The organism is Pseudomonas ogarae (assembly GCF_014268695.2).
Classification (GTDB): domain Bacteria; phylum Pseudomonadota; class Gammaproteobacteria; order Pseudomonadales; family Pseudomonadaceae; genus Aquipseudomonas; species Aquipseudomonas kilonensis.
The window spans coordinates 5,379,822-5,403,377 of the sequence record NZ_CP077086.1 but is presented as its reverse complement, the minus strand read 5'-3'; the positions used below and the strand labels follow the sequence as shown (position 1 = coordinate 5,403,377).

Annotated in this window: 18 protein-coding genes; 12 read left to right on the top strand and 6 right to left on the bottom strand. The window is 62.4% G+C overall.

Going from position 1 to position 23,556, the window contains the following annotated elements; translation table 11 throughout:
- Window positions 1-216: 216 nt before the first annotated feature.
- The 4 genes from HU749_RS23790 to HU749_RS23775 are packed head-to-tail and all read right to left on the bottom strand — an operon-like array spanning window position 217 to window position 7,180.
- A complete protein-coding gene (locus HU749_RS23790) occupies window positions 217-2,019 on the bottom strand; it encodes a DAHL domain-containing sensor histidine kinase (RefSeq protein ID WP_079303589.1) in 1,803 nt (600 codons plus the stop codon).
- Window positions 2,016-2,975, bottom strand: a complete 960-nt coding sequence (locus HU749_RS23785; RefSeq protein WP_079303590.1) for a cytochrome-c peroxidase — start codon at window positions 2,973-2,975, stop codon at window positions 2,016-2,018. Before HU749_RS23785 ends, HU749_RS23790 begins: the two co-directional genes overlap by 4 nt.
- Before the next feature lie 42 nt (window positions 2,976-3,017).
- Window positions 3,018-4,892, bottom strand: a complete 1,875-nt coding sequence (locus HU749_RS23780; protein ID WP_095974888.1) for an EAL domain-containing response regulator — start codon at window positions 4,890-4,892, stop codon at window positions 3,018-3,020.
- Window positions 4,889-7,180 carry a GGDEF/EAL domain-containing response regulator gene (locus tag HU749_RS23775; protein WP_046062670.1) on the bottom strand — a complete coding sequence of 764 codons (2,292 nt, stop codon included), beginning with the start codon at window positions 7,178-7,180 and terminating at the stop codon, window positions 4,889-4,891. The genes HU749_RS23780 and HU749_RS23775 overlap by 4 nt, the downstream gene beginning before the upstream one ends.
- 228 nt (window positions 7,181-7,408) lie before the next feature.
- On the opposite strand from HU749_RS23775, the gene nosR reads away from it, so the two are divergent.
- From nosR to HU749_RS23750, 5 genes are all read left to right on the top strand, one after another.
- Entirely contained in the window at window positions 7,409-8,776 is a 1,368-nt protein-coding gene (nosR, locus tag HU749_RS23770) for a response regulator c-di-GMP phosphodiesterase, NosR family (RefSeq protein ID WP_079303592.1), read from the top strand.
- Between the two features lie 172 nt (window positions 8,777-8,948).
- Window positions 8,949-9,095, top strand: a complete 147-nt coding sequence (locus HU749_RS23765) for a hypothetical protein (RefSeq protein ID WP_217870586.1) — start codon at window positions 8,949-8,951, stop codon at window positions 9,093-9,095.
- Window positions 9,096-9,671: 576 nt separating this feature from the next.
- Window positions 9,672-10,088: an NUDIX hydrolase gene (locus HU749_RS23760; RefSeq protein WP_186652468.1), complete on the top strand. Its 417-nt coding sequence runs from the start codon at window positions 9,672-9,674 to the stop codon at window positions 10,086-10,088.
- A gap of 24 nt (window positions 10,089-10,112) precedes the next feature.
- Window positions 10,113-10,751, top strand: a complete 639-nt coding sequence (locus tag HU749_RS23755; protein WP_013694135.1) for a LysE family translocator — start codon at window positions 10,113-10,115, stop codon at window positions 10,749-10,751.
- Window positions 10,748-11,245, top strand: a complete 498-nt coding sequence (locus HU749_RS23750) for a GNAT family N-acetyltransferase (protein ID WP_046062666.1) — start codon at window positions 10,748-10,750, stop codon at window positions 11,243-11,245. Before HU749_RS23755 ends, HU749_RS23750 begins: the two co-directional genes overlap by 4 nt.
- 105 nt (window positions 11,246-11,350) lie before the next feature.
- On the opposite strand, the gene metR is transcribed toward HU749_RS23750, so the two are convergent.
- On the bottom strand, window positions 11,351-12,268 hold the full coding sequence (gene metR, locus HU749_RS23745; protein WP_003205167.1) for a transcriptional regulator MetR: 918 nt from the start codon (window positions 12,266-12,268) through the stop codon (window positions 11,351-11,353).
- A gap of 109 nt (window positions 12,269-12,377) precedes the next feature.
- Here metR and metE point away from each other — a divergent pair, with 109 nt between their 5' ends.
- The gene (gene metE / locus HU749_RS23740; protein ID WP_095974160.1) at window positions 12,378-14,690 is read left to right on the top strand and encodes a 5-methyltetrahydropteroyltriglutamate--homocysteine S-methyltransferase; all 2,313 of its coding nucleotides are present in this window, start codon (window positions 12,378-12,380) and stop codon (window positions 14,688-14,690) included.
- Between the two features lie 255 nt (window positions 14,691-14,945).
- On the top strand, window positions 14,946-15,965 hold the full coding sequence (locus HU749_RS23735) for an alpha/beta fold hydrolase (RefSeq protein WP_095974159.1): 1,020 nt from the start codon (window positions 14,946-14,948) through the stop codon (window positions 15,963-15,965).
- 174 nt (window positions 15,966-16,139) lie between these two features.
- Here HU749_RS23735 and HU749_RS23730 read toward each other — a convergent pair whose 3' ends face one another.
- Window positions 16,140-17,021 carry a LysR substrate-binding domain-containing protein gene (locus HU749_RS23730; protein WP_046062663.1) on the bottom strand — a complete coding sequence of 294 codons (882 nt, stop codon included), beginning with the start codon at window positions 17,019-17,021 and terminating at the stop codon, window positions 16,140-16,142.
- Window positions 17,022-17,181: 160 nt separating this feature from the next.
- On the opposite strand from HU749_RS23730, the gene HU749_RS23725 reads away from it, so the two are divergent.
- From HU749_RS23725 to HU749_RS23705, 5 genes are all read left to right on the top strand, one after another.
- Window positions 17,182-18,819: a 5-guanidino-2-oxopentanoate decarboxylase gene (locus tag HU749_RS23725; RefSeq protein WP_079303564.1), complete on the top strand. Its 1,638-nt coding sequence runs from the start codon at window positions 17,182-17,184 to the stop codon at window positions 18,817-18,819.
- Window positions 18,816-20,264 (top strand): aldehyde dehydrogenase family protein, encoded by a 1,449-nt coding sequence (locus HU749_RS23720; RefSeq protein ID WP_079303557.1) that lies wholly within the window; start codon window positions 18,816-18,818, stop codon window positions 20,262-20,264. The genes HU749_RS23725 and HU749_RS23720 overlap by 4 nt, the downstream gene beginning before the upstream one ends.
- 216 nt (window positions 20,265-20,480) lie before the next feature.
- A complete protein-coding gene (locus HU749_RS23715) occupies window positions 20,481-21,584 on the top strand; it encodes an ABC transporter substrate-binding protein (protein ID WP_095963391.1) in 1,104 nt (367 codons plus the stop codon).
- A gap of 225 nt (window positions 21,585-21,809) precedes the next feature.
- Window positions 21,810-22,718: an ABC transporter permease gene (locus HU749_RS23710; protein ID WP_014339965.1), complete on the top strand. Its 909-nt coding sequence runs from the start codon at window positions 21,810-21,812 to the stop codon at window positions 22,716-22,718.
- Complete coding sequence (locus HU749_RS23705) at window positions 22,715-23,545, top strand: ABC transporter permease (RefSeq protein WP_186652470.1); 831 nt, start codon at window positions 22,715-22,717, stop codon at window positions 23,543-23,545. The genes HU749_RS23710 and HU749_RS23705 overlap by 4 nt, the downstream gene beginning before the upstream one ends.
- Window positions 23,546-23,556 lie beyond the last annotated feature (11 nt).

Genomic DNA, 23,556 nt, shown 5'->3' with positions numbered 1-23,556 from the left:
ATGCCTCCAGCAACTTGTTCAGGCCTTCCTGCCCGCCATAGGCCGAGTCGAGTTCGAACACGGTGGTGGCAGGTTTTGGCGCATCGCCGAACAGCGCGCTTTCCATGTCCAGCAAGTCAGCGTTGCTGTCATCCTCCGGGGTGAGGATCTTGCGGAAATCTTCATGAATGGCGGGTGTATCGTCGATCAAGAGGATGCGGCGGTTACTCATGCTATTCATGGCTCACCTTCTGCAAGTTTCAGGGGCAGCTGCAGTTCGAACGTTGCCCCCGTGCCTGGCCCCTCACTGTGAGCGGTGAGGTGGCCGTCCATTTCAATGGCCGCCAATGCGCAGCTGTGCAGGCCAAAGCCGTGGCCTTCCTTACGCGTGGTAAAACCGTGGGCGAAGATACGCGTCATGTTTTCCTCCGGAATCCCTTCGCCTTCGTCCTTGACGCTGATTTGCAAGGTTTCGCCATTGATGACGGCCGCCTTCAGGGTCATGTTCCGCGCATGATTGGAAACACCCGCCATGGCGTATTTGGCATTGCTGATCAGGTTGATCAGGATCAACAGCAAGCGGTGCTTGTCGCCCATGATCCGCGGCACCTCGCCGTATTCCTTGATCACCGTAACATGATGGCGGGTCAGTGCGCCTGAGTTCATGCGCAGGGCATCTTCAAGCAGTTCGCTGACCACCAACGGCTCCAGCAGGCTGTTGGCCCCGGCATAGGATTGCTGGGTGGAGACAATATCCTTGATGTGGTCCACGCTTTTGCTCAGTTGGGCCAACTCGTCGGTAAGACCCTGCTGCTCAACGGCGATGGCTTCGACCAGTTGGTTGAGGTAGCCAGGCAACAGTTTGCCTTTCGCGTCTTCGGTGAGAAAGTGCCCGAGGTCGTCGGTGTGTTCGTTGATCAGTTGCATGGCCTTGCCCAGCCCCTGGGCCTTGCTGCTGCGCAGTTTGCGGCTGACCAGGTCGGCGGAGATGTTCACGCTGTTGAGGACGTTGCCGACGTTGTGCAGCACGTTGGTCGCGATTTCCGCCATGCCGGCCTGGCGGGCTGTGTCCATCAACTCGCTCTGGGTGTCCTTGAGCTGGCGGGTCCGCTCTTCAACCCGCTGTTCCAGTTCATCGTTGGCGGTTTGCAGGGCGTTGTTGACCCTTTTGATCTCGGCGAAGCTGCGTACCAGCCGGATCGCCAGCCAGATCAGGATCAGCACCAGCAGCGTGGCGAACACCAGCAGGTAAACGTGGTTGCGCTCGTACTTCGCGGCAGCTTTTGCCTGGTCCTTCTCGAGCAGTTGGGTGATGGTGTCCAGGCGATCGGCCACGGGGATCGCTTCGATTCCCAGTAACAATTCATTGACCCGTGGCTGTTCGCGCAGGATCACCCCGATGTGTCTGCGCAGGACTTCGACGGAGTTTTGCAATCCCTCAGGCAGACGCTCCTTGTTGACCTCCAACTGGTTCAAACCCAACAGTATTTCGGCTGCCCGCTCAGGGGAGCTGAGGTGGGCGAACTCCATGCTGCTGAGCAACAGGTCGTAGGTATCGATGGCAACGTTCTGCAACTCCAGGCGATACGTGTCGGGCAGCCGGGCGAATTGGCCCTGGATGTCGTCCTCGCCGGTGGGCAGGAAGGCCAGGGAATTGCGCAACACTGCGTTATGGGATTTGAACTGTTCTACCAGGCGGGTCTTTTCCTTGATCAGCTTGAGGTATTCGTCACGCTGTGCCTCCCAGAGCGATGGTCCGTGGCGTCCCGGTTCCGACTCAATGGTGTCCAGACGCTGCCACAGGCGTGCCATCTCGTGCAGGGGCGAGACCAACGGGTCGTAGTTGTGGGTCAGGGCGATCCGCGACTTGAGGACTTCGTTGTCCCAGATGGCGTCCTGTTGCTTGAGCAGGCGGATCAGGTCCCGGGATTCAATGTACGAGGCGGCCTGTTGGGCGCCTGAGTTGACGTACATGAACAACAGGATGCCCGCCAGCAAAACGCCGATGAAGGCCAGGCCGAGGCGACGGAGGACTGTCATAGGGGTTTGCCCTCCCACTCGCCGGTGAGGGTCTTGAGGAATTCGACGATCAGCTCGGTGTCGTTCTTCAGGGGCTCGCGACCCAACTGGTACTTGAACATCACCTCCACCGCGCGTTCCAGGGTCGGTGCGGAGCCATCATGAAAATAGGGCGCGGTAACGGCCACGTTACGTAGGCTCGGTACCTTGAAAACCTGGCGATCGTCTTCATCGCCGGTGATGTTGAAGCGCCCTTCGTCGGCGCGGGTGGGGTTGCCCCGGTCGTCGAAGTAGTCACCCAAGACACCGAATTTCTGGAACATGTTGCCGCCGATGTTCACGCCTTGGTGGCAGGCGATGCAGCCGTATTCCTTGAAGCGCTGGTAACCGAACTTCTCCCGGGGCGTGAGGATGTCGGTATTGCCCAGCAGGTACTGGTCGAAGCGCGAATTGGGCGTCTGCAAGGTGCGTTCGTAGTCGGCCAGTGCGCCCTGGATATTGGGCTTGGTCACGCCGTCAGGGTAAGCGTCCTTGAAGTCCTTGGCATAGCCCGGGTCATCGGCAATGCGCTTGACCACCGATTCCCAGGTACTGCCCATTTCCACTGGGCTGGTCACGACCTCGTGGACCTGTTCTTCCAAGGTGTCGACACGGCCATCCCAGAACTGGTGAAAGTTCAGGCTGGCATTGAACACGGTAGGGGTGTTGACCTCCACCGGCTTGCCATCGAAGCCTAAGGAAAAGGGCTTGTCGTCGGCGCCGCCCTTGTCCAGGCGATGGCAACTGGCGCAGGACAGGGTGTTGTTGACCGACAGGCGAGGGTCATTGAACAGCCGCAGCCCCAGTTGGACGCGCTTGGGGTCCAGGGTCGGAATCGGGGGCAGGGGTTTGAGGGGTTCATCCAGTGGTTCGGCGTGAGCGGTCACGCTTGATCCCACGAGCAGGCCGAGAGCCAGAATCAGTCCATGTGACGCCATGGGATGTTTTCCTTGAAACTTTGGTTGATGACACTCAGGTGTTCACGAAAACGGGTTCTGGCGTTTTTCCCACTCGGTCATCCAGTCGGCGAAGGCCTGCGGTTCGACGGCCTTGCTGAAGTAATAACCCTGGACCTCCTCGCATTGGTGCTTCTTGAGAAATTCCAACTGCTCGAGGGTTTCCACACCTTCGGCAATGATGTGCAGGTTCAGGCTCTTGCCCAGGCTGATGATGGTGCTCACCAGCTTGGCGTCGTTGCTGTCGATGCTCAGGTCACCGACGAACGACTGGTCGATCTTCAACACATCCACCGGAAATTTCTGCAGGTAGCTCAGGCTTGAATAGCCGGTACCGAAGTCGTCGATGGCCAGGCGTATCCCCAATTGCTTGATGGCCTTGAGGATGGCGATGGTGGTATCGACGTTCTGCATCAGGACGCTTTCGGTGATCTCCAGTTCTAACTGTGTCGGGTCCAGGCCGGTTTCCTTGAGGGTACGGGCAATGCCTTCGACGAAGCCGCGCTGGCGAAAGTCGATGGCCGAGACGTTCACCGACAGGTACAGCGGGCGCATGCCCTGGGCTTGCCAGCGGCAGGCTTGCTGACAGGCTTCCTGAAGCACCCATTGGCTCAGCGGGACGATCAGGCCGCTGTCCTCGGCGACCGGAATGAAATCCGAGGGATAGACCAGGCCATGATCCGGCCTGTCCCAGCGCACCAGCGCCTCGACGCCGACCACCTTGCCGCTCTTGAGGTCGAGCTTGGGTTGGTAATGCAGCACGAACTCCTTGCGTAGCAGGCCCAGGCGCAGGCCGGATTCGATGGTCTGCTGCTGCCGGGCCCGGCGGTTCATGTCTTCGGTGAAGAAGCGGTAGTCGTTGGGGCCGATTTCCTTGACGTTGCGCATCGCCGTCTCGGCTTTCTTGATCAGCGCCACGGCGTCGAAACCGTCGTTGGGGTACACGCTGATGCCCAGGCTCGCGGTGACGCTCAGGTCATGACCGTCGATCGGTTGTGGAGAGCTGATGGCCGCCAGCAGTTTGTCGGCCACGCCTTTGGTCTGCTGCGGATCGACGACGTCCCCCAGTACCACCACGAACTCATCGGAACCGTAGCGAAACACCGAATCGGATTCACGCACCACGGTGGCCAGGGCCCGGGCCACGCGCTTGAGCATTTCATCGCCCACGGGGTGACCCAGCGCGTTATTGATGCGCTTGAAGCGGTCCAGGCCGATGAACATCACCGCCAGTTGCCGGTCATGCCGGCGGCACTGGGCCATGGCCTGGGTCAGCCGATCGCCGAGCAACATGCTGTTGGGCAATTCGGTGAGCACGTCGTATTGCAGCAGGTGGGAGACCTTGAGCAATTCCTGGACGCGCTCTTCGATCGTGCGTTCCAGGCTGCGCATTTTCCTCGCCGCATCCTGGGCCAGTTGCCATTTCCAGGTCATGGCGCTGGCCATCTGGCGGATTTCCAGGGTGTCGAAGGGTTTCTTGAGGATCAGCAACTGATCGTCGAACTCGATCCGTTCGGACATGGTTTCCCAGGAGTAGTCCGAGAACGCCGTGCACAGGGCGATTTGCAGGCGCGGGTCGGCCTCCCACAGCGCCTCGATGGTTTGCAGGCCGTCCCAGCCCGGTGGCATGCGCATGTCGGCGAACACCAGCGCATAGGGCTGGCCTTCGGCCTGGGCGCGCTTGACCAGTTCCAGCGCCTCCTCGCCCTGGTAGGCCGAGTCGATCTGGAATTGCAGTCGGTTGACCTGCGGGGTGCCGAACAGCAGGCTCTCGGTGTCGTCCAGCGAGTCATCGCTGCCGGCGCTGGGGCTGAGGATCTTGCGAAAGTCCTGGTGGATCGCCGGTGTATCGTCCACCACCAGGATTCGCCGGTTGGCAGGTACCGCCATTGGATTCATGGATTGCTCTCCGATAGCTGGCTCGCTGGTCGGGTCCAGTGGTCTGTCGCCGGGACGATGGTGCCGGCCTTGAGCAGTTCGGCGGCCTGGCCGCTGTCGACCACGGTGCTGAAGTAATGCCCCTGGGCCTGCATGTCCCCGCCGCTGGACATCAGCGTGGTGCGTTGCTCCTGGGTCTCGACACCCTCGGCAATGATCCCGATGCCCACGTCCCGGGCGAAGTTGATGATCGCCCGCAACGTCGTGGCGTTTTCGGGGTCGGCGTTGGCGCTGTCGAGGAAACGCTGGGCGAGCTTGAGGTGATTGACCCGGTAGGTCTTGAGGTAATCGAACGAGGAGTACTCGGTGCCGAAGTCATCGATGGCGATCTGCACGCCCAATTCGCAGAGGCGCGGCAGCACGTCGTTGTGGGTCCACTTGGTCTGGGCCAGGGTGGCTTCGGTGACGTCGAAGCGCAGGTCCCAGGGCGCCAGTTCCCAGCGCGCGGTGGTGCGCAGCACGTCGTAGATCAGTTCCGGGCCGGTCTTGAGCTGGGTCAGGGACAGGTCGATGGCGATCACCGGGGGCGCCATGCCCTGGTCACGCCATTGGCGCATTTGCTGGCAGGCCTGGTCCAGTACCCAATGCCCCAGGCCAATGATGATCCCGGTTTTCTCGGCAGCCGGCATGAAGGCCGCCGGTTCCAGCCAGCCACGTTGAGGGTGGTTCCAGCGCACTTGCACGCCCATGCCGAGGATCTTGCCGGTGCCAAGGTCGACTTCCGGCAGGTAGTGCAGGTGCAGCTCGTTGTTCTCGATGGCCTGGCGCAGGTCGTTGGCGAGGGCGACCCGGTCGGTGACTTCCTGGTTAATTTCTTCATTGTGGAAATGGTACTGGTTGCGGCCCTTTTCCTTGGAGCGGTACAGGGCCATGTCGGACTGCGCCATCAGGCTATCGGCACTCAGGCTCTGCGGGGTGTACAGGGCGATGCCGATGCTCACCGAGATCCGTACGTCGTTGCCGTCCAGGGCATACGGCGCCACGAGGGCATCGCGGATCTTGGCCGCCAGCGCGGCGCAATGGGTCGCTTCATGGACGTCCAGTTGCAGGAGGGCGAACTCATCGCCGCCCAGGCGCGCCACCACGTCGTTTTCCCGGGTACAGGCCTTGATCCGCGTGGCAACCTCCTGCAACAACAGGTCGCCGATGGGGTGGCCCAAGGTGTCATTGATCCGTTTGAAGTGGTCCAGGTCCAGATAAAACATCGCAAACGGCGCCGCACCCCGACGAGCGGCGGCGAAGGCCTGGTGCAGGCGCTCGATCATGGTGGCGCGGTTGGCCAGCCCGGTCAGGCCGTCGGTGCGGGCCAGCAGGGCGATTTTTTCTTCGGCCAGCTTGCGTTCCGTGATGTCGAGGATGATGCCTTCTATCTCCAGCAACAGGCCCTGCTCATTGCGCACCGGGATGTAGCGGTTCTCCACCCAGCGGAACGTGTCGTCGCCGGTACGCATGCGGAACTCGATGGAGGCCCCTGCGGAGTCGCGGTCGAGGACGCGGACCATGGCCTCGTCGACCTTCTGCTGGTCGTCGGGGTGGATCAGGGTTTGCGCCCAGTCCGGCGAACTGGTCAGTTGCGCCGCGGAATGGCCGAACTTGGTGATGTTGTGGGAGATGTACATCAATGCGAACGGCGGCTCGCCCCGCAGGCGATAGAGGATGGTCGGGCTGTTCTGCACGATGATGTTGGCGTCGGCCAGTTCCCGGGTGCGTTCCTCGACCGCGCGCTCGAGCATGTCCATTTTCAGCGCCGCGTCCTCGGTCATCTGCCATTTGACGGTCAAGGTGCTGGCCATCTGGCGGATTTCGATGGCATCGAAAGGTTTTTTCAGGATGAGCAGGCGGTCGCCCAGTTCAAGACGATCGGCGATGTCTTCCCAGGAATAGTCCGAATAAGCGGTGCACAGGGCTACTTGCAGCTTGGGGTCGGCGCGCCACAGCCGTTCGATGGTTTCCAGGCCGTCCCAGCCCGGTGGCATGCGCATGTCGATGAACGCCATGGCGAAGGGTTGCCCCTGGGCCAGTGCCGTTTCGACCTTGTTCAAGGCTTCCATGCCCTGGAACGCCGAATCGAGCACGAAACTCGTACCGGAGACCGCCACAGGCGAGCCGAACAGGGCTTCTTCGGCGCTGCTCAGGCTGTCATTGGCGCTCGCCTGGGGGCTGAGGATCTTGCGGAAATCCTCATGGATGGTTGGCGTGTCGTCGACGATCAGGATCCGCCGGTTGGTTTTATCCAAGGGCAGGCTCATGGCCGTGCACCGTTTTGATGCTGACGATAGAACCCTTGAAACATCTGAATATCCCTTTCGCTGGCATGAGTATTCGGCCTGTACTTGGCCCTTCATGGGGTAGAGCATAGTCGTCTGATCGGGATGCGCTCGGCCAGTGATGGCAAATGTGTCTAAATGTTCGCAATCTACTAGCCTGTATTTCGGGGGTAAGGTAGAACGGTTGTCGTGACTAGGAGGGGGTTTCAAATGGAAGATCAATTGCCGGACGTTCCGGTAAAGAAACCGGCAGTGCTGCTGGTTGATGACGAAGAGTCGATTCTCAATAGCCTGCGTCGGCTATTGCGCAGCCAGCCGTACGAGATCCTGCTGGCCGACAGTGGCGCCAAGGCCCTGGAAATTCTCAAGGAGCGGCCGGTCGACCTGGTAATGACCGACGCGCGCATGCCGAACATGGATGGCGCCACGCTGCTGGCCGAGATCCGCAAGCTGTACCCATCGACCTTGCGCATCCTGCTCACCGGTTATGCCGATGTGGACATGATGACCAAGGCCATCAACGAGGGGCAGCTCTATCGCTACCTCAGCAAGCCCTGGAACGATGAGGAATTGGTGCAGGCTTTGCGCCAGGCCCTGTCCCACCAGCATTCCGAAAGCGAGCGCCAGCGCCTCGAAGCGCTGAACCGCGAACAGAACCAGCAACTCAAGACCCTTAACGCCACCCTGGAAAAACGCGTGGCGTCGCGCACCTCCGAGCTGCAGCAGACCGCCGACATGCTCGATTTGGCTTATGACGAGCTCAAGCGCAGTTATGTGACCAGCACTGAAGTGTTTTCGCTGATCGCCAACCTGCGCCTGCCCAAGTCCAAGCAGACCAACCGGCAGATCATCGAGTTGATCAGGGTTTACAGCCGGCTGCATTTCCTCGATGAGTCCACCGATCGCGACCTGACCATGGCGGCGGCGCTCTACAACATCGGCAAGCTGAGCTGGACCGACAACATGATGGTCACGCCCGCCGACATGCTGCACCACACTGAGCTTGAGCTCTATCGGGCCTATCCGAAGCAGAGCGAATCGCTGCTGATGACCCTGGACCCGATGAAGGACGCGGCGCGGATCATTCGCCATCACCAGGAGCGGTGGGATGGCAGTGGCTTCCCCGAGCACCTCAGGGGCGAGGCCATTCCGTTCGGTTCGCGGCTGTTGAAACTGGCGGTGGACTTCATCGAGCTGCAGCGCGGGTTGATCCTGGAGCGACAGATGAACAGCGACGAGGCGCTGGTCTACATCCGCAAGTACGCCGGCAAGCTGTACGACCCGGACATGATCGAGGACTTCATCAAGGCGTGTGCCGAATACCTGGAAGACGTGACCCTGTCGGACCCGACGGTGCAAGTCTCCACCACGCGCGAGTTGACCGCGGGGATGATCCTGGCGCGCAACCTCAATGCCGACAACGGCATGTTGCTGCTCAACGCTGGCAAAATCCTGAGTGGGCCGTTGATCGAAAAACTCATTGCCTTCGAATCGATGGAGGGGGCCCGTTACAGCGTGTTCGTCAAGATCCCCGAGGAGGAGGCCGACCCTACGGCGCCGAAGCCGATTTTGGGGTGACTGGGGGTTGGATTGGATTGGGGACATATCCGTTGCTGCGGTAACGGCGGCTTAGGGTTCCGCCCTTACGGCGGGTCACTTTTGGAAGAGCGCCAAAAGTAACCAAAAGCGCTTTGCCCCACCTCTCGGCACCTCGCCTAGGCTCGGTGTGCCCTCTCTCCGGCATTGCTCCGTGGGCCGCCGCGAAGGGCCATCCATGGCCCAGCGCGGCTACCTCGGCATCCATGCCGAGGTGCCCACTGCGCAATACCTGCGTTCGGCCATCGTGGTTAACGGGGCGCCCGAGATCAAGATCAAGATCAAAAGCGAGGCGGCCTGACAGCCGGCCTGGCTCTCCTGGTCGTACACCTGTCAGATCTGTGGGAGCAAAGCTTGCTCGCGAAGGCGGCCTGACAGCCGACCTGTCTCTGGCGGCTGTACATCAATCCAACTGTGGGAGCGAGCCTGCTCGCGAAGGCGGCCTGACAGCCAACCTGTCTCTGGCGGCTATACATCAATCCAACTGTGGGAGCGAGCTTGCTCGCGAAGAGGCCGGAAAATTCAACATTTTCATCGACTGTGAAACCGCCATCGCGAGCAAGCTTTGCTCCCACAAATCTGACAGGTGTACGACCAGGAGAGCCAGGCCGGCTGTCAGGCCGCCTCGCGGCGGGCCCACGGAGCAATGCCGGAGTGAGGGTACACCGAGCCTAGGCGAGGTGCCGAGTGGTGGGGCATGAGCGCTTTGGTTACTTTCGCGCTTTTCGAAAGTGACTCGCCGTAAGGGCGAAACCCTAAGTGGCCGTTACCGCAGCAACGGATATGTACTCAATCCAATCGGTCGCACCAGACTTTGCTCCCACCTCTACGCGCTGTAATCTCCCCGTCACTTCCCCGGCCAAGGCTTTGATCACCCATGACCACTTCCCTCATCCGCATCGCCGCAGCCCTGTTGCTCGGGCCCGACGGTCGAACCCTGCTGGTGCGCAAGCGCGGCACTCGGGCCTTCATGCAGCCGGGCGGCAAGATCGAGGCCCATGAACAACCGGTGCAGGCGCTGGCCCGTGAGCTGGAAGAGGAACTGGGGTTGCAGATCGCCCCGGCACAGGCCCATTACCTGGGCGTGTTCAGCGCGCCGGCGGCCAACGAGCCGGGGTTTACCGTGCAGGCCGAGGTGTTTTTGCTGAGCATCGATGCCCCGGTTTCGCCGGCAGCCGAAATTGAAGAGGTGTGCTGGATCGACCCGGCCGGCGACAGCGATCTTTTGCTGGCACCGTTGACAGGCGAGGTGATCCTGCCGTTTTATCGAGCGACACTTCTCGCTACCTGCTGATTCACGCCTCAAGGACTGATGCTCATGATTCCATTGCCGGACCTGTTGATTTTCGCTGCCGCCGCGTTGCTGATGGTACTGACGCCCGGGCCGAACATGATCTACCTGATTTCCCGTTCGATCTGCCAGGGCCGCAAGGCCGGCGTCACCTCCCTGCTGGGGGTGGTGGCGGGGTTCTTCGTGCACATGTTCGCCGCGGCCGCCGGGTTGACGGCGGTGTTCCTGGCGGTGCCGGTGGCCTATGAAGTATTGAAATGGGCCGGTGCGCTGTACCTGTTGTGGCTGGCCTGGCAGGCCGTGAAGCCGGGCGCGCGTTCGCCCTTCGAGGCCCAGCAACTGCCGGCGGACTCGACGCGCAAGCTGATCACCATGGGCTTTCTCACCAGCGCGCTGAACCCCAAGATCGCGGTGTTCTACCTGTCGGTGTTCCCGCAGTTCATCAGCCCGGAACACGGTTCGCTGTTCACCCAGAGCATCATCCTCGGGCTGACCCAAATCAGCGTCAGTTTCAGCGTCAACCTGTTGATCGCCCTGTTCGCCGCCGGCATTGCCTCGTGGTTCGTCCACAACCCCACCTGGCTGGCGGCGCAGCGCTACTTCATGGGGTTTGTCCTCGGTGCGCTGGCGTTGCGCCTGATGTTTGAGCAACGGCGTTCGGCGTGAGCATCCGACGGTTGAGGGCCGGCGATGCCCAGGCGTATCGCCAGCTGATGCTCCAGGCGTACGCACTGCATCCGCAGGCCTTCACCTCCAGCGTCACCGAGCGGGCCAAGCTGCCTATCAACTGGTGGGAGTCACGCCTGGGCAGCCGGCTCGATGTGCTGCTGGGAGCGTTTGTCGAGCAGGAGTTGGTCGGTATCGTCGGCCTGGCCCTGGAGCCCCGGGAAAAAGCCCGGCACAAGGCGCTGCTGTTCGGCATGTACGTCGCCGATGAACAGCGCCATCGCGGGCTTGGCTACCAACTGGTCCAAGCCGCCCTCGACGAAGCCCGGCGCCATGCCTTCCTGCGTCTGGTGCAACTGACCGTCACCGCCGGCAACGACCCGGCGATCAAGCTCTACCAGCGCTGCGGCTTCGTCCTGTATGGCCTTGAGCCGATGGCGATCCGCGTGGGTGACGAATACCACGACAAAATCCATATGTGGCTCGAACTTTAACCTCACCGCAGATCCCCTGTGTATGGGCTTCTGTGGGAGCAAGGCTTGCCCGCGATGCTTTTTCGCAATCGCCATCGCGGGCAAGCCTTGCTCCCACAGAAGCTATCAGCGCACGGCACTGACGCCATCGAGTGTGGAGAACGACGTGTCCTTGGCTGTCAGCAAAAAATCGCGCATGTACGGCGCGTCGAGCATGTCGGTGCGCACCGCCGCGTACAGCGTGGCAAACAAGCCTTTCTCTCCCAGCCGCTTGGCCTTCACATAGCCCCGCGAGCTGTATTCATGCAGGGCCCAGTGCGGCATGCCGCACACGCCGCGGCCGCTGGCCACCAGTTGCATCATCATCACCGTCAGTTCAGAGGTGCGCACCTGGGCCGGTTCGATGTCGGCCGGTTCCAGGAAGCGGGTGAAGATGTCCAGCCGGTCGCGTTCCACCGGGTAGGTGATCAGGGTTTCGCTGATCAGGTCCTCGGGGACGATGTACGCCTTGCCCGCCAGTCGATGCTGGTTGGCCACGGCGAGCATCGCTTCGTAGGTGAACAGCGGCACGTAGGTGATGCCGGCCAGCTCCAGCGGGTCGGAGGTCACCACCAGGTCGAGGTCGCCCCGGGCCAGGGCTGGCAACGGCGCGAAGGCGAAGCCCGAGGCCAGGTCCAGTTCGACTTCCGGCCAGGCATCGCGGAACTGGTCGATGGTCGGCATCAACCATTGGAAGCAGCTATGGCACTCGATGGCCATGTGCAGCCGTCCGGCGGTGCCGCCCGCCAGCCGGGCGATGTCCCGTTCGGCGCCGCGCAGCAAGGGCAGGGCGGCATCGGCCAGTTGCAACAGGCGCAGGCCGGCGCTGGTGAACCGTACCGGCTTGGTCTTGCGCACGAACAACTGCATGCCCAGGCGCTCTTCCAGTTCCTTGAACTGGTGGGAGAGGGCGGACTGGGTCAGGTGCAGGCGTTCGGCGGCTTCGACCAGGCTGTCGGCTTCGCGCAGGGCGTGCAGGGTCTTGAGGTGACGGAGTTCAAGCACCGGAGTTGCTCCATGAGTAAAACTTGTGATCAACACGAAAAGGTTGAGTTTGTCTCATGTAGGGTCAGCTGTCGACAATGGCGCCATCTTTTATAGGAGGACGCACACCATGGCCCTGGCCCACACCCTCGGTTTTCCCCGCATCGGCGCCGACCGCGAACTGAAGAAAGCCCTCGAAGCCTACTGGAAGGGCGACCTGGCCCCGGCCGCGCTGCAAGCGGTGGGGCGCGAACTGCGGGCCCGGCACTGGCAACTGCAGAAAGACGCCGGCATCGACCTGCTGCCCGTCGGCGACTTTGCCTGGTACGACCAGGTGCTCAGTCACTCCTTGACCCTGGGCGCCGTTCCACAGCGTTTCCACAGCACCTTGAATGCCCAGGGCCGGCCGACCCTCGACACCCTGTTCGCCATGGCCCGTGGCGCCACGGCCAGTTGCTGCGGTGCCGACCATGGCCAGGCGCAATACGCCCAGGAACTGACCAAGTGGTTCGACACCAACTACCACTACCTGGTCCCGGAGTTTTCCGCCGACCAGACCTTTGCCCTGAGCTGGGAACAGCTGTTCGATGAAGTGGACGAGGCCCATGCCTTGGGTCATCAGGTCAAACCGGTGATCATCGGCCCGTTGACCTACTTATGGCTGGGCAAGGTCAAGGGCGAGGCGTTCGACAAGCTCGACCTGCTGGAGCGCCTGTTGCCGGTCTACGGGGAAATCCTCAACCGCCTCAAGGCCCAGGGCGTGGAATGGGTGCAGATCGACGAACCGATCCTCACACTCGACCTGCCCCTGGCCTGGAAGAGCGCTTTCGAGCGGGCTTATCACATCCTCCAGTACTCGCCGTTGAAAAAACTCGTGGCCACCTATTTCAGTGGCCTGCAAGACAACCTCGGCCTGGCGGTGAGCCTGCCGGTGGACGGCTTGCACATCGACGCGGTACGTGACCCGGAACAACTGGGCCAGGTGCTGGACCGCCTGCCGACCTACAAAATTCTCTCGGTGGGCCTGGTCAACGGTCGCAACGTCTGGCGCTGCGAACTGGAACAGGCGGTGGCGCAATTGCAACCGGCCCAGGAACGCTTTGGCGACAACCTCTGGGTCAGCACCTCGTGCTCGCTGCTGCACAGCCCGGTGGACCTGGAGCGCGAAGACCGGCTCGATCCGGAACTCAAGAGCTGGCTCGCCTTTGCCGTGCAGAAGTGTGGTGAAGTTGCGGTGCTGCGCGATGCCCTGAACGATCCACAGGCCCCCGCTGTGCAGCAGGCCTTGGCCGACAGCCGCGAGGTGCAGGCCAGTCGCGCCAGCTCGGCGCGCATTCACAAAACTGCGGTCCAGTCGCGCCTGGCGGCAATCGGACCACAGGACAGCCAGCGGCGTTCGCCGTTTGCCAAACGCATCGAACGCCAGCGCGCCCGTCTGAAACTGCCGGCCTTTCCCACCACCACCATCGGCTCCTTCCCGCAGACCCCGGCCATTCGCCTGGCACGCCAGGCCTACAAGCAAAGCAAGTTGTCGGCCAACGACTATCAGGACGCCATGCACACCGAGATCCGCCATGCCGTGCAGATCCAGGAGCGCCTGGGCCTGGACGTGTTGGTGCACGGTGAAGCCGAGCGCAACGACATGGTGGAATACTTTGCCGAGCAACTGGACGGCTATGTCTTCACCCGTTTCGGTTGGGTGCAGAGCTACGGTTCGCGCTGCGTGAAACCGGCGATCATCTATGGCGACATCAGTCGGCCGAACGCCATGACCGTCGACTGGATCCGCTACGCCCAAAGCCTGACCGACAAAGTCATGAAAGGCATGCTCACCGGCCCCGTGACCATGCTGATGTGGTCGTTCCCCCGCGAAGACGTGTCGCGCCAGGTCCAGGCGCAACAACTGGCCCTGGCCCTGCGCGACGAAGTGCTGGACCTGGAAAAAGCCGGGATCAAGATTGTGCAGATCGACGAGGCGGCGTTCCGCGAAGGGTTGCCGTTGCGTCGCGGACAATGGCAGGAGTACCTGGACTGGGCGGTTGACGCGTTCCGCTTGTGCGCGTCGGGGGTGGGCGACGAAACCCAGATCCATACCCACATGTGCTACAGCGAATTCAATGATGTGATCAAGGCCATCGCCGACATGGACGCCGATGTCATCACCATCGAGACTTCGCGTTCGGACATGGAGTTGCTGGAGGCTTTCGAGGCGTTCGACTACCCGAACGACATCGGCCCGGGCGTCTACGACATCCACTCGCCCCGGGTGCCGGACACGGCCGAGATGGTTGCGCTGATGAGCAAGGCGGTGAAGCGGATCGCCGCCGAGCGGCTGTGGATCAACCCCGACTGCGGGCTGAAAACCCGTGGCTGGCCGGAAACGGAAGCGGCACTGGTGAACATGGTGGCGGCGGCGCGGCAGTTGCGTAGCCAACTGGCCTGAAGCTGACGCCTTGAGCGGGGATCTGTGGGAGCAAAGCTTGCTCGCGATGAAGCCAACGCGATTTCTCTGGAATCGAGGTGCCTGTATCGCGAGCAAGCTTTGCTCCCACAGATACATCCTTTCCCACAGATACATCCTTCGCGCAGGAGACCACTCGGCAATCTTCATCAAACTGTCACGCAACTGTGGCAGCGCGCTTGAACAAACTTCATCAGACTCGCGCTCTACTGGGGTTCTGCGTTTCGGTGTTTCTTCATGCGTGTATTCATTTTCCTGGCCGCGTTGTTTTTCGGCCTGCCGTCGATGGCGGCTTCTCGGTGTGACATCAATGTTGCGACCCAACGGGTCGATCTGGATCAGGTGAGCCTGGCCTACCAGAGCGTTGGCCGTGCCTCGGATCCGGCGCTGTTGCTGGTGATGGGCCTGGGTGGGCAGTTGATCCATTGGCCGGACGAAGTGGTGGTCGCCCTGTGCGAGCAGGGTTTCCGGGTGATTCGCTACGACAACCGCGACGTCGGCCTGTCCACGTGGCGCCAGGCCCCCGGCAGTGCCAACCTGACCTTCGAAGCCCTGCGCTATAAACTCGGTTTGCCCGTGGCTGCGCCTTATACCTTGACCGACATGGCCGACGACGGGCTGGGGTTGATGGATGCCTTGCAGGTGCAAAGCTTCCACGTATTGGGCGTGAGCATGGGCGGGATGATCGCCCAGCACATGGCCGCCATGGCGCCGCAGCGAGTCGAAAGCCTGACCCTGATCATGAGCAGTTCCGGTGCCGAAGGCTTGCCCGCACCCAGCGCCGCACTGGTGCAGTTGCTGTCGCGGCGCAGTGCGCCGAATCGTGAAGCGGCCCTGCAGCAGCAGGCCGATCTGCTGGCCGCGTTGGGCAGCCCGATGGTGGTGGATGATCGCCAGGCACTGCTGCATCAGGCCGCCGTGGCCTATGACCGGGCCTTCAACCCCGAAGGCGTGAAGCGTCAGATCATGGCGATCATGGCCGAGCCGAGCCGGGTGGCACTGCTCAATCAACTGCGGGTGCCGACCCTGGTGGTCCACGGCACCGCCGACCCTTTGCTGCCGGTGATGCACGGCGTGCATCTGGCGGCGCACATCCAGGGCAGCCAGTTGAAGCTGATCCCGGGCCTGGCCCATCGTTTCCAGGAGGCGTTCAAGGCGCCGTTGCTGGGGGCCGTGTTGCCGTATCTGCAGCAGCACCGTGAAGACACGTCGCACTGGGCGCAGATCGAACCGGTGCAGGCGCCGAATCTGCTCTAACCATGCCTTGTTGTAACGCTGATGACGTGAGGCGTGTTTGATCCATTGTGGCGAGGGAGCTTGCTCCCGCTGGGCTGCGCAGCAGACCCCTTTTGTGGGCGCTTCGCACCCAAGCGGGAGCAAGCTCCCTCGCCACAGTTTCATTCACCCTTGAAGGATCAGGGGGGTTAGCACCTACCGCGCCCGTGCCTGCTCCACCAACCACCCCATCAATTCCTGCAACGGCCCTGACACCTGGGGTTTGTGCGGGTGCACCAGGTGATAACCCAGCCCGGTCTTGACCTTCAGTTCGAACGGCATCACCAGCCGACCGGCGCTCAAGTCGTCGCCGATCAGCGACCAGTCGCCGATCGCCACGCCCGTGCCTTGGGAAGCCATGGACATCGCCAGGTCCAGGGTTTCGAAATGCTGGCCCTTGCTGACATTGCTCAAGTGCACATCGGCTGCCTTCAGCCAGGCGTTCCAGTCGCGCTCGTCACGGGTGGGGTGCAACAGCAAGTGTTGTTGCAGGTCGGCGGGTTCACGCAGCGGCACCGGCCCTTCCAGGATCGGGCGGGAGCAGACGGGCGTCAGTTGTTCATCGAACAGATGCACGCACGCCAGCGAGGCGTCGGGTGGTGGGCCATAGACCACCGCGGCGTCGAAGGCTTCGCGCTGGAAATCCACGCCGTGCCTGACCGTGGTGGTCAACTCCACCGGCACGTCCGGCCGTTCCTTCTGCCATTGCAACAGGCGCGGCAGCAGCCAGCGCATGACACAGGTCGGGGCCTTGAGTTGCAGGGTCTGGCGTTTTTCGCCGACCTGCTCGACCGCGTCCCCGATCAGCCTGAACACCTGCTGCACCCGGGGTAGCCACGCCTGGCCTTCGGCGGTCAGGCTCAGGCCGCGTGCCTGGCGCTGGAACAGCGCATAACCCAAATGATCTTCCAGCCCGGCGATCTGCCGGCTCACCGCGCCTTGGGTGATGTGCAGTTGTTCGGCGGCCCGGGTGAAGTTGCAGCATTGGGCCGTGATCAGAAACGTGTGCAGCGCCGGCAGCGGGGGAAGTCGTTTCATTTCGGATCCAAGCCATGACGTGAGGACATGGCTAGTATGACTTTTTATCCATTGTTGCCGCTATGGCCTGCCCGTTCCAATAACGCCATTCCCAAGACAAAAAAGGGTCCCGCCGCAGGCTGTGCGAGGCCCTTTACACGACAAGAAAAAGGCAATGGCAATGGCGACGTGCGGCGAAGTATTGGTCAAGTTACTCCAAGCGTATGGCGTGGAGCAGGTGTTCGGCATTCCTGGCGTGCACACCGTCGAGTTGTACCGCGGGCTGGCCCGTTCCAGCATCCGCCATGTGACCCCGCGTCATGAACAAGGGGCAGGCTTCATGGCCGATGGTTACGCCCGGGTCAGCGGTAAGCCCGGCGTGTGTTTCATCATCACCGGCCCTGGCATGACCAACATCACCACCGCCATGGGCCAGGCCTACGCCGATTCGATCCCGATGCTGGTGATCTCCAGCGTGCAGTCGCGCAGCCAGTTGGGTGGCGGACGCGGCAAGCTGCATGAACTGCCGAACCAGAGCGCGCTGGTGGGCGGGGTGGCGGCGTTTTCCCACACGCTGATGTCCGCCGCTGAATTGCCCAGCGTGCTGGCCCGGGCGTTCGCCGTATTCCAGGCTGGGCGCCCGCGGCCGGTGCACATTGAAATCCCGCTGGACGTGCTGGTCGAAGACGCCGATGCCTTGCTCGCCAGCGTGCCGGTGAACATCAACCGCGCCGGTGCTGCGCCGAGTGCCGTGGCGCAAATGGCGGCAAAGCTGGCATCGGCCAAGCGGCCATTGATCCTGGCCGGCGGCGGCGCCCTCGACGCGGCGGCCGAATTGACTGAACTGGCCGAACGTCTCGGCGCACCAGTGGCGTTGACCATCAATGCCAAGGGCCTGTTGCCGTCCCGGCATCCGTTGCTGATCGGCTCCACCCAGAGCCTGGTCGCCACTCGCGCGTTGGTGGCCGAAGCGGATGTGGTGCTGGCCATCGGCACCGAACTGGCCGAGACCGACTACGACATAACCTTCGCCGGCGGCTTCGAGATTCCCGGTGCGCTGCTGCGCATCGACATCGACCCGGACCAGACCGTGCGCAACTACCCGCCGCACCTGGCGTTGGTGGCCGACGCCTGTGTCGCCGCCCGGGCCGTGCTCGACGCCTTGAGCCAGCAGCCCTTGGCCGAGCGCCGTGACGATTGGGGCGCGACGCGTGCCGCCCGGTTGCGCGCGGATCTTCAAGGCAGTTGGGACGCGGCGACTCGCGCCCAGACCTTGTTTCTCGACACCGTCTTGCAGGCACTACCGGATGCGGTGTTCGTCGGCGATTCGACTCAACCGGTGTACACCGGCAACCTGACCTTCAACCCGGAGCAGCCACGCCGCTGGTTCAATTCATCCACCGGCTACGGCACCCTTGGCTACGCCTTGCCGGCGGCCATTGGCGCCTGGCTTGGTGGCAAGGATCTGGGCCATGGACGTCCGGCGGTGGTGTGTTTGATTGGCGACGGCGGTTTGCAGTTCACCCTGCCGGAACTGGCCAGCGCCGTGGAAGCGCGCACGCCGGTGATTGTGCTGCTGTGGAATAACCAGGGCTACGAAGAGATCAAGAAATACATGGTCAACCGCGCCATCGAACCGGTGGGCGTGGACATCTACACCCCGGATTTCATCGGCGTCGCCAAGGCCTTGGGCTGCGCTGCCGAAGCCATCGACGGCGTGGCGCAACTGCACGCCGCGTTGCTCGCCGCTTGCGACCGGCAGGGCCCGACGCTGATCGAAATCGACCAGGCAACCTGGATGGCGCAGGTGTCGAAATGAATTTCCCTACGACGCAAGACGGGCTGTACATCAACGGTGAGTGGTTGGCCGGCGATCAACCGCTGCGGGTGATCAACCCGGCGACCGAAGCGCTGCTGACCACCGTTCATGGCGGCAATGAGCGCGCCGTCGATCAGGCGTTGAACGCGGCGACCCAGGCTTTCACGCACTGGTCGAGCACCACCGGCACCGAGCGTGGCGTGATCCTGCGCCGGATTGCCGCTGGCGTGCGGGACGCTCGTGAACGGTTGATGCACCTGCAATCGAGCAACAATGGCAAACCGCTGTTCGAAGCGGCCATCGATGTCGACGATGTGGTCGCCACCTTCGACTATTACGCCGAGTTGGCCGAAGGCCTGGACGCCCGGCAAGACAGCTCGCTGGCGTTGCCCAGTGCTGATTTCAGCGCACGCCTGCGCCGCGAACCCTGCGGCGTGGTCGGCCTGATCGTGCCGTGGAATTTCCCGATGGTTACCACGGCCTGGAAACTCGCCCCGGCATTGGCTGCCGGCTGCTGCGTGGTACTCAAGCCCTCGGAGGTCACGCCGTTGCCGGAGCTGGAACTGGCCTTGATCATCGCCGGATGCGGGTTGCCCGACGGCGTGTTCAACCTGGTCTGCGGCACGGGCCTGGCCGTTGGGGCGCCATTGGCGGCGGACCCGCGCGTGGCAAAGATTTCCTTCACCGGCAGCAATGCGGTGGGCGTGCAAGTGATGCAGCGGGCGGCGGAAACGGTGAAGGGCGTGAGCCTGGAACTGGGCGGCAAATCGTCCCTGCTGGTGCTGGCCGATGCTGACCTGGACCTGGCGGTGGAGCTGGCCTGCGGTGGTGGTTTCTTCAATGCCGGGCAAATGTGCTCGGCCACCAGTCGTGTGTTGGTCGCCGATGAACTGGCCGATGAGTTCCTGCAACGGCTCAAGACCCGCGCCGAGGCGATCCGCGTGGCCGACCCGTTCGACCCGGACGTGGAGATGGGCGCGCTGGTGAACCAGGCGCAATACCAGCGGGTGCTGGGGCACATCGACCGAGGCTTGAGCGCCGGAGCGACGCTGGTGTGCGGTGGGCAGCGGCCCGCGCATCTGCCGCGCGGCTTTTTTTTACAGCCGACAATCTTCACCGACGTGCCCCTGGACAGTGCGTTGTGGTGCGAGGAGATCTTCGGGCCCGTGTTGTGCGTACGCCGTTTCAGCTCCCAGGCGCAGGCGATCGCCTTGGCTAACGACAGCCGTTTCGGCTTGGTGGCCAGTGTGGTCAGCCGTGATACGACGGCTGCCGAACAGGTGGCCAATGCTCTACAGGCAGGGCTGGTGTGGATCAACGCGCCCCAGGTGATTTTTCCCCAGGCGGCGTGGGGTGGTTACAAACAGAGCAGTCTGGGTCGCGAATTGGGGCCTTGGGGATTGGCCGCGTTTCAGGAAATCAAGCATGTGATCCGGGCGGTCTGACAGCACGTTATCAGGTCACGCATGCCTCGAAAAAAGGCATGCGCCAGGAACATGGCTCCAATGAGTTTTTTTCGATAGTCAGGGATTTTGCACAACCTCAGGATGGCCGCAGGCGGCGGTGAAGCCCTTGCAGTACGGGGCTTTGCTCGACGTCGAACGGTGCGGGCGCTACGGTTTTTACCCACCTCATACTTAAAAGAATAAAGGGAGTCCTCCATGGGCGAGCATGATCTGAACAGGCGTCAATTCATCAAGACTGCAAGTGTGGTTTCGGTAGCGGCGGCCGCCATGAGCGTGCCCTTCATCAGCGCCCGGGCCAGCGATACGCGGTTCGTCGGCAAGACCCTGCGCCTGCTCACCTGGTCCGATGACACCGGGCTGGCGGCGTTGCGCAACATCGCGGCCACCTTCGAGGCCAAGACCGGGGCCAAGGTCATTGCCGACCGCACCGGCAGCACCTCGGAAATGGTCGCCAAGCTCAAGGCCGGTGGCGACCGACCGCAGTACGACATCATCACCCTGGCCGGCGTCGGCGCCGAGGGCCTGGCCGCCGCCGGGCTGCTGGAAAAGCCCGACCTCAACCGCATTCCCAACCTGGCCGACGTGCCGGCGCAATACCGCACGGGTGCCGGCGGCCATGGCATTGGTTACCTGCTGTGGTGCAACAGCCTGGTCTACAGCACCCGGACCTTGAGTCAGGCGCCGGACAGTTACGCCGCACTTTGGGATGCGGACCTGGCGCCGAACATTTTCCTGCCGCCGCCGAACTGGACCGAGGCCATGGACCTGATCATCATCGCCGCCAAGCTGGCCGGTGGTGACGAACACAACATCGAACCCGGCTTCAAGAAACTCGCCGAGCTCAAGGAGCGGGTGGTGACCCTGGGGGAAAACCCGAACCAGATCGCCGAGTTGTTTCGCACCGGTTCCCTGGATATGGGCGGCTTGTACGCGCCGGCGTTTTTCCCCAAGCAGATCCGCGACCCGGCCTACAGCCTGGGGGCGACGTTCGGCATGAAAGAAGGTTTCTACACCGACCTGATGCTCTCGGTCATGCCGAAAAACCGCCCGGGCGACACCGACCTGGCCTACGCCTTCATCGACCACTCTCTCGACCCGCTGGTGCAGGGCAAGATGGCCGAAGACATCTTCAACGGCCCGGTCAACGCCAAGGCCATCATCTCCAGCGAAGCGCGCAAGAGCCCCTACATCCTCACCCCGGAGCAAATCGCCGACAAAGCGATCATGCACGACAACGCCTTCCTGGCGACGGTGCATGACCAATGGATTCGCCGGTACACGGAAATCTTCTCTTCCTGAAACGAATGCCAGACACCGCCTACCCAGCATAGGGAATTGGGGGTGCGCGACCTCTGTGACCACCCGGGATCCAGTGTGGGAGCGAGCTTGCTCGCGATAGCGGTGGGTCAGTTGATGGAGATGTTGGCTGTGCCGCCGCCTTCGCGAGCAAGCTCGCTCCCACAGGGGATTGGGTTGTTTTGAGATTGTGTTTGTTCTGTCGTTCTCCACTGACGAGATCCTGCCATGGAACACCTACCGTTAACCCATCACCAGAGTGTCGCGCCCATGCGTCCACCCCGGGAGATTTCCCCTACCCGCCGAGCCTGGCTGTTCCTGTCGCCGTCGATGTTGTTTCTCGGTGTGCTGATCGCTGCCAGCCTGTTGGTGCTGCGCATGAGCGTCGGCACCAAGGGCGCGGAGTGGAGTGGGTTCAGCCTCGCCAGCTACGGGCAGTTGCTGGAGCCTTATTACCTCAAGTCCCTGCTGCTGACCTTGCGCCTTGCGTTGATCAGCGCGGTGATCGCCGTGCTGCTGGCGATCCCTGTGGCCTATACCATGTCGCGCCTGGCCTCGCCGTTGTTGCGGCGGATGTTCCTGGCGGCGGTGCTGTTGCCGCTGTTGGTCAACCTGCTGCTGCAAAGCTACGGCTGGCTAGTGATCCTCGGCCCTGCCGGCATGCTCAATCAGGCACTCATGGGCCTGGGCCTGATCAAGCGGCCGATCATGCTGCTGTACAACCAGAATGGTGTGTTGATGGGCCTGGTCCAGACGGCCTTCCCGCTGGCCGTGCTGCCCATCGCCAGCGCCATGCGTGGCGTTGCCCGCAGTTATGAAGAGGCTGCCGCCACCCTCGGCGCGAGCCGCTTCCAGGTGTTCCGCCAAGTGGTGCTGCCCATGAGCCTGCCGGGCATCATCACTGGCGCGACGTTGGTGTTTGCCTACAACGCCAGCAGCTTTGTCGTGCCGCTGCTGTTGGGCGGGCGGCGGGTGCCGATGCTGGCGGTGATGGTCCACGATCAGATTGCCCCGTTGATGAACTGGCCCGCCGCGTCCGCCGCCGGGGTGGTACTGATTGTCACCACGCTGATGATCATGACCCTGTCCGAATATTTCACCGGCCGTCGTCGGCGGATGCTGGAGGCTTCTCAATGAGCGTGTTTAGCAAAAAACGCCAGTCGCTGTTGCCCGGTGAAACCGGGCGCGCAGTGGGGCTGCTGTCGGGCTTCATTCTGTTGCTGGCGGTAATGCCGATCCTGACCATGATCGTCATGTCCTTCAGCGGCGCGGCGAACCTGGACTTTCCGCCGAGCAGCTACAGCCTGCAATGGTATCGGGCGGCCTGGCACACCTTCGTATCGCCGGATGCCAGCGATGTGCTGAGCCTGGGCCAGGCCATGGGCACCAGTTTGTGGGTGGCCAGCCTGACGATGATATTCGCCACGCTGATCGCCGTGCCAGCGGCCTACGCGCTGACCCGTTGCGAGTTCCGTGGCAAGGCCGTGGCGTTGCAACTGATGTCGCTGCCGCTGGTGTTTCCCATGGTGGTGTTGGGGTTGGCGCTGCTGCTGGTGTTCGACAGCCTGCCGTTCCAGATGACCACCTCGCGGCTGGTCATTGCCCACGTCATCCTCGCGTTGCCGTTCGTGGTGAAGAACTGCACCGCCGCCATGCTGGGCATCGGCAGTGAAGTCGAAGAAGCTGCGCGAATGCTCGGGGCGACACCACGGCGGGCCATCGTCGATGTGGTGGTGCCGTTGATGAAGTCGGGGATCCTTGCCGGGATGTTGCTGGCGTTCATTGTCTCGTTCAACGAATTCACCGTGACCTATTTCCTCTACACCATCGATGTCATGACCGTGCCGATCTGGATGTACAGCCGCACCGTGTCGTCGCTGGACCCCACCGTTTTCTCGTTTGCCGTGCTCATCGTGCTGATCGACTTCGTGCTGATCTGGGCGTTGGAGAAGCTGGTGGGCTAAGGCGGCGTTTC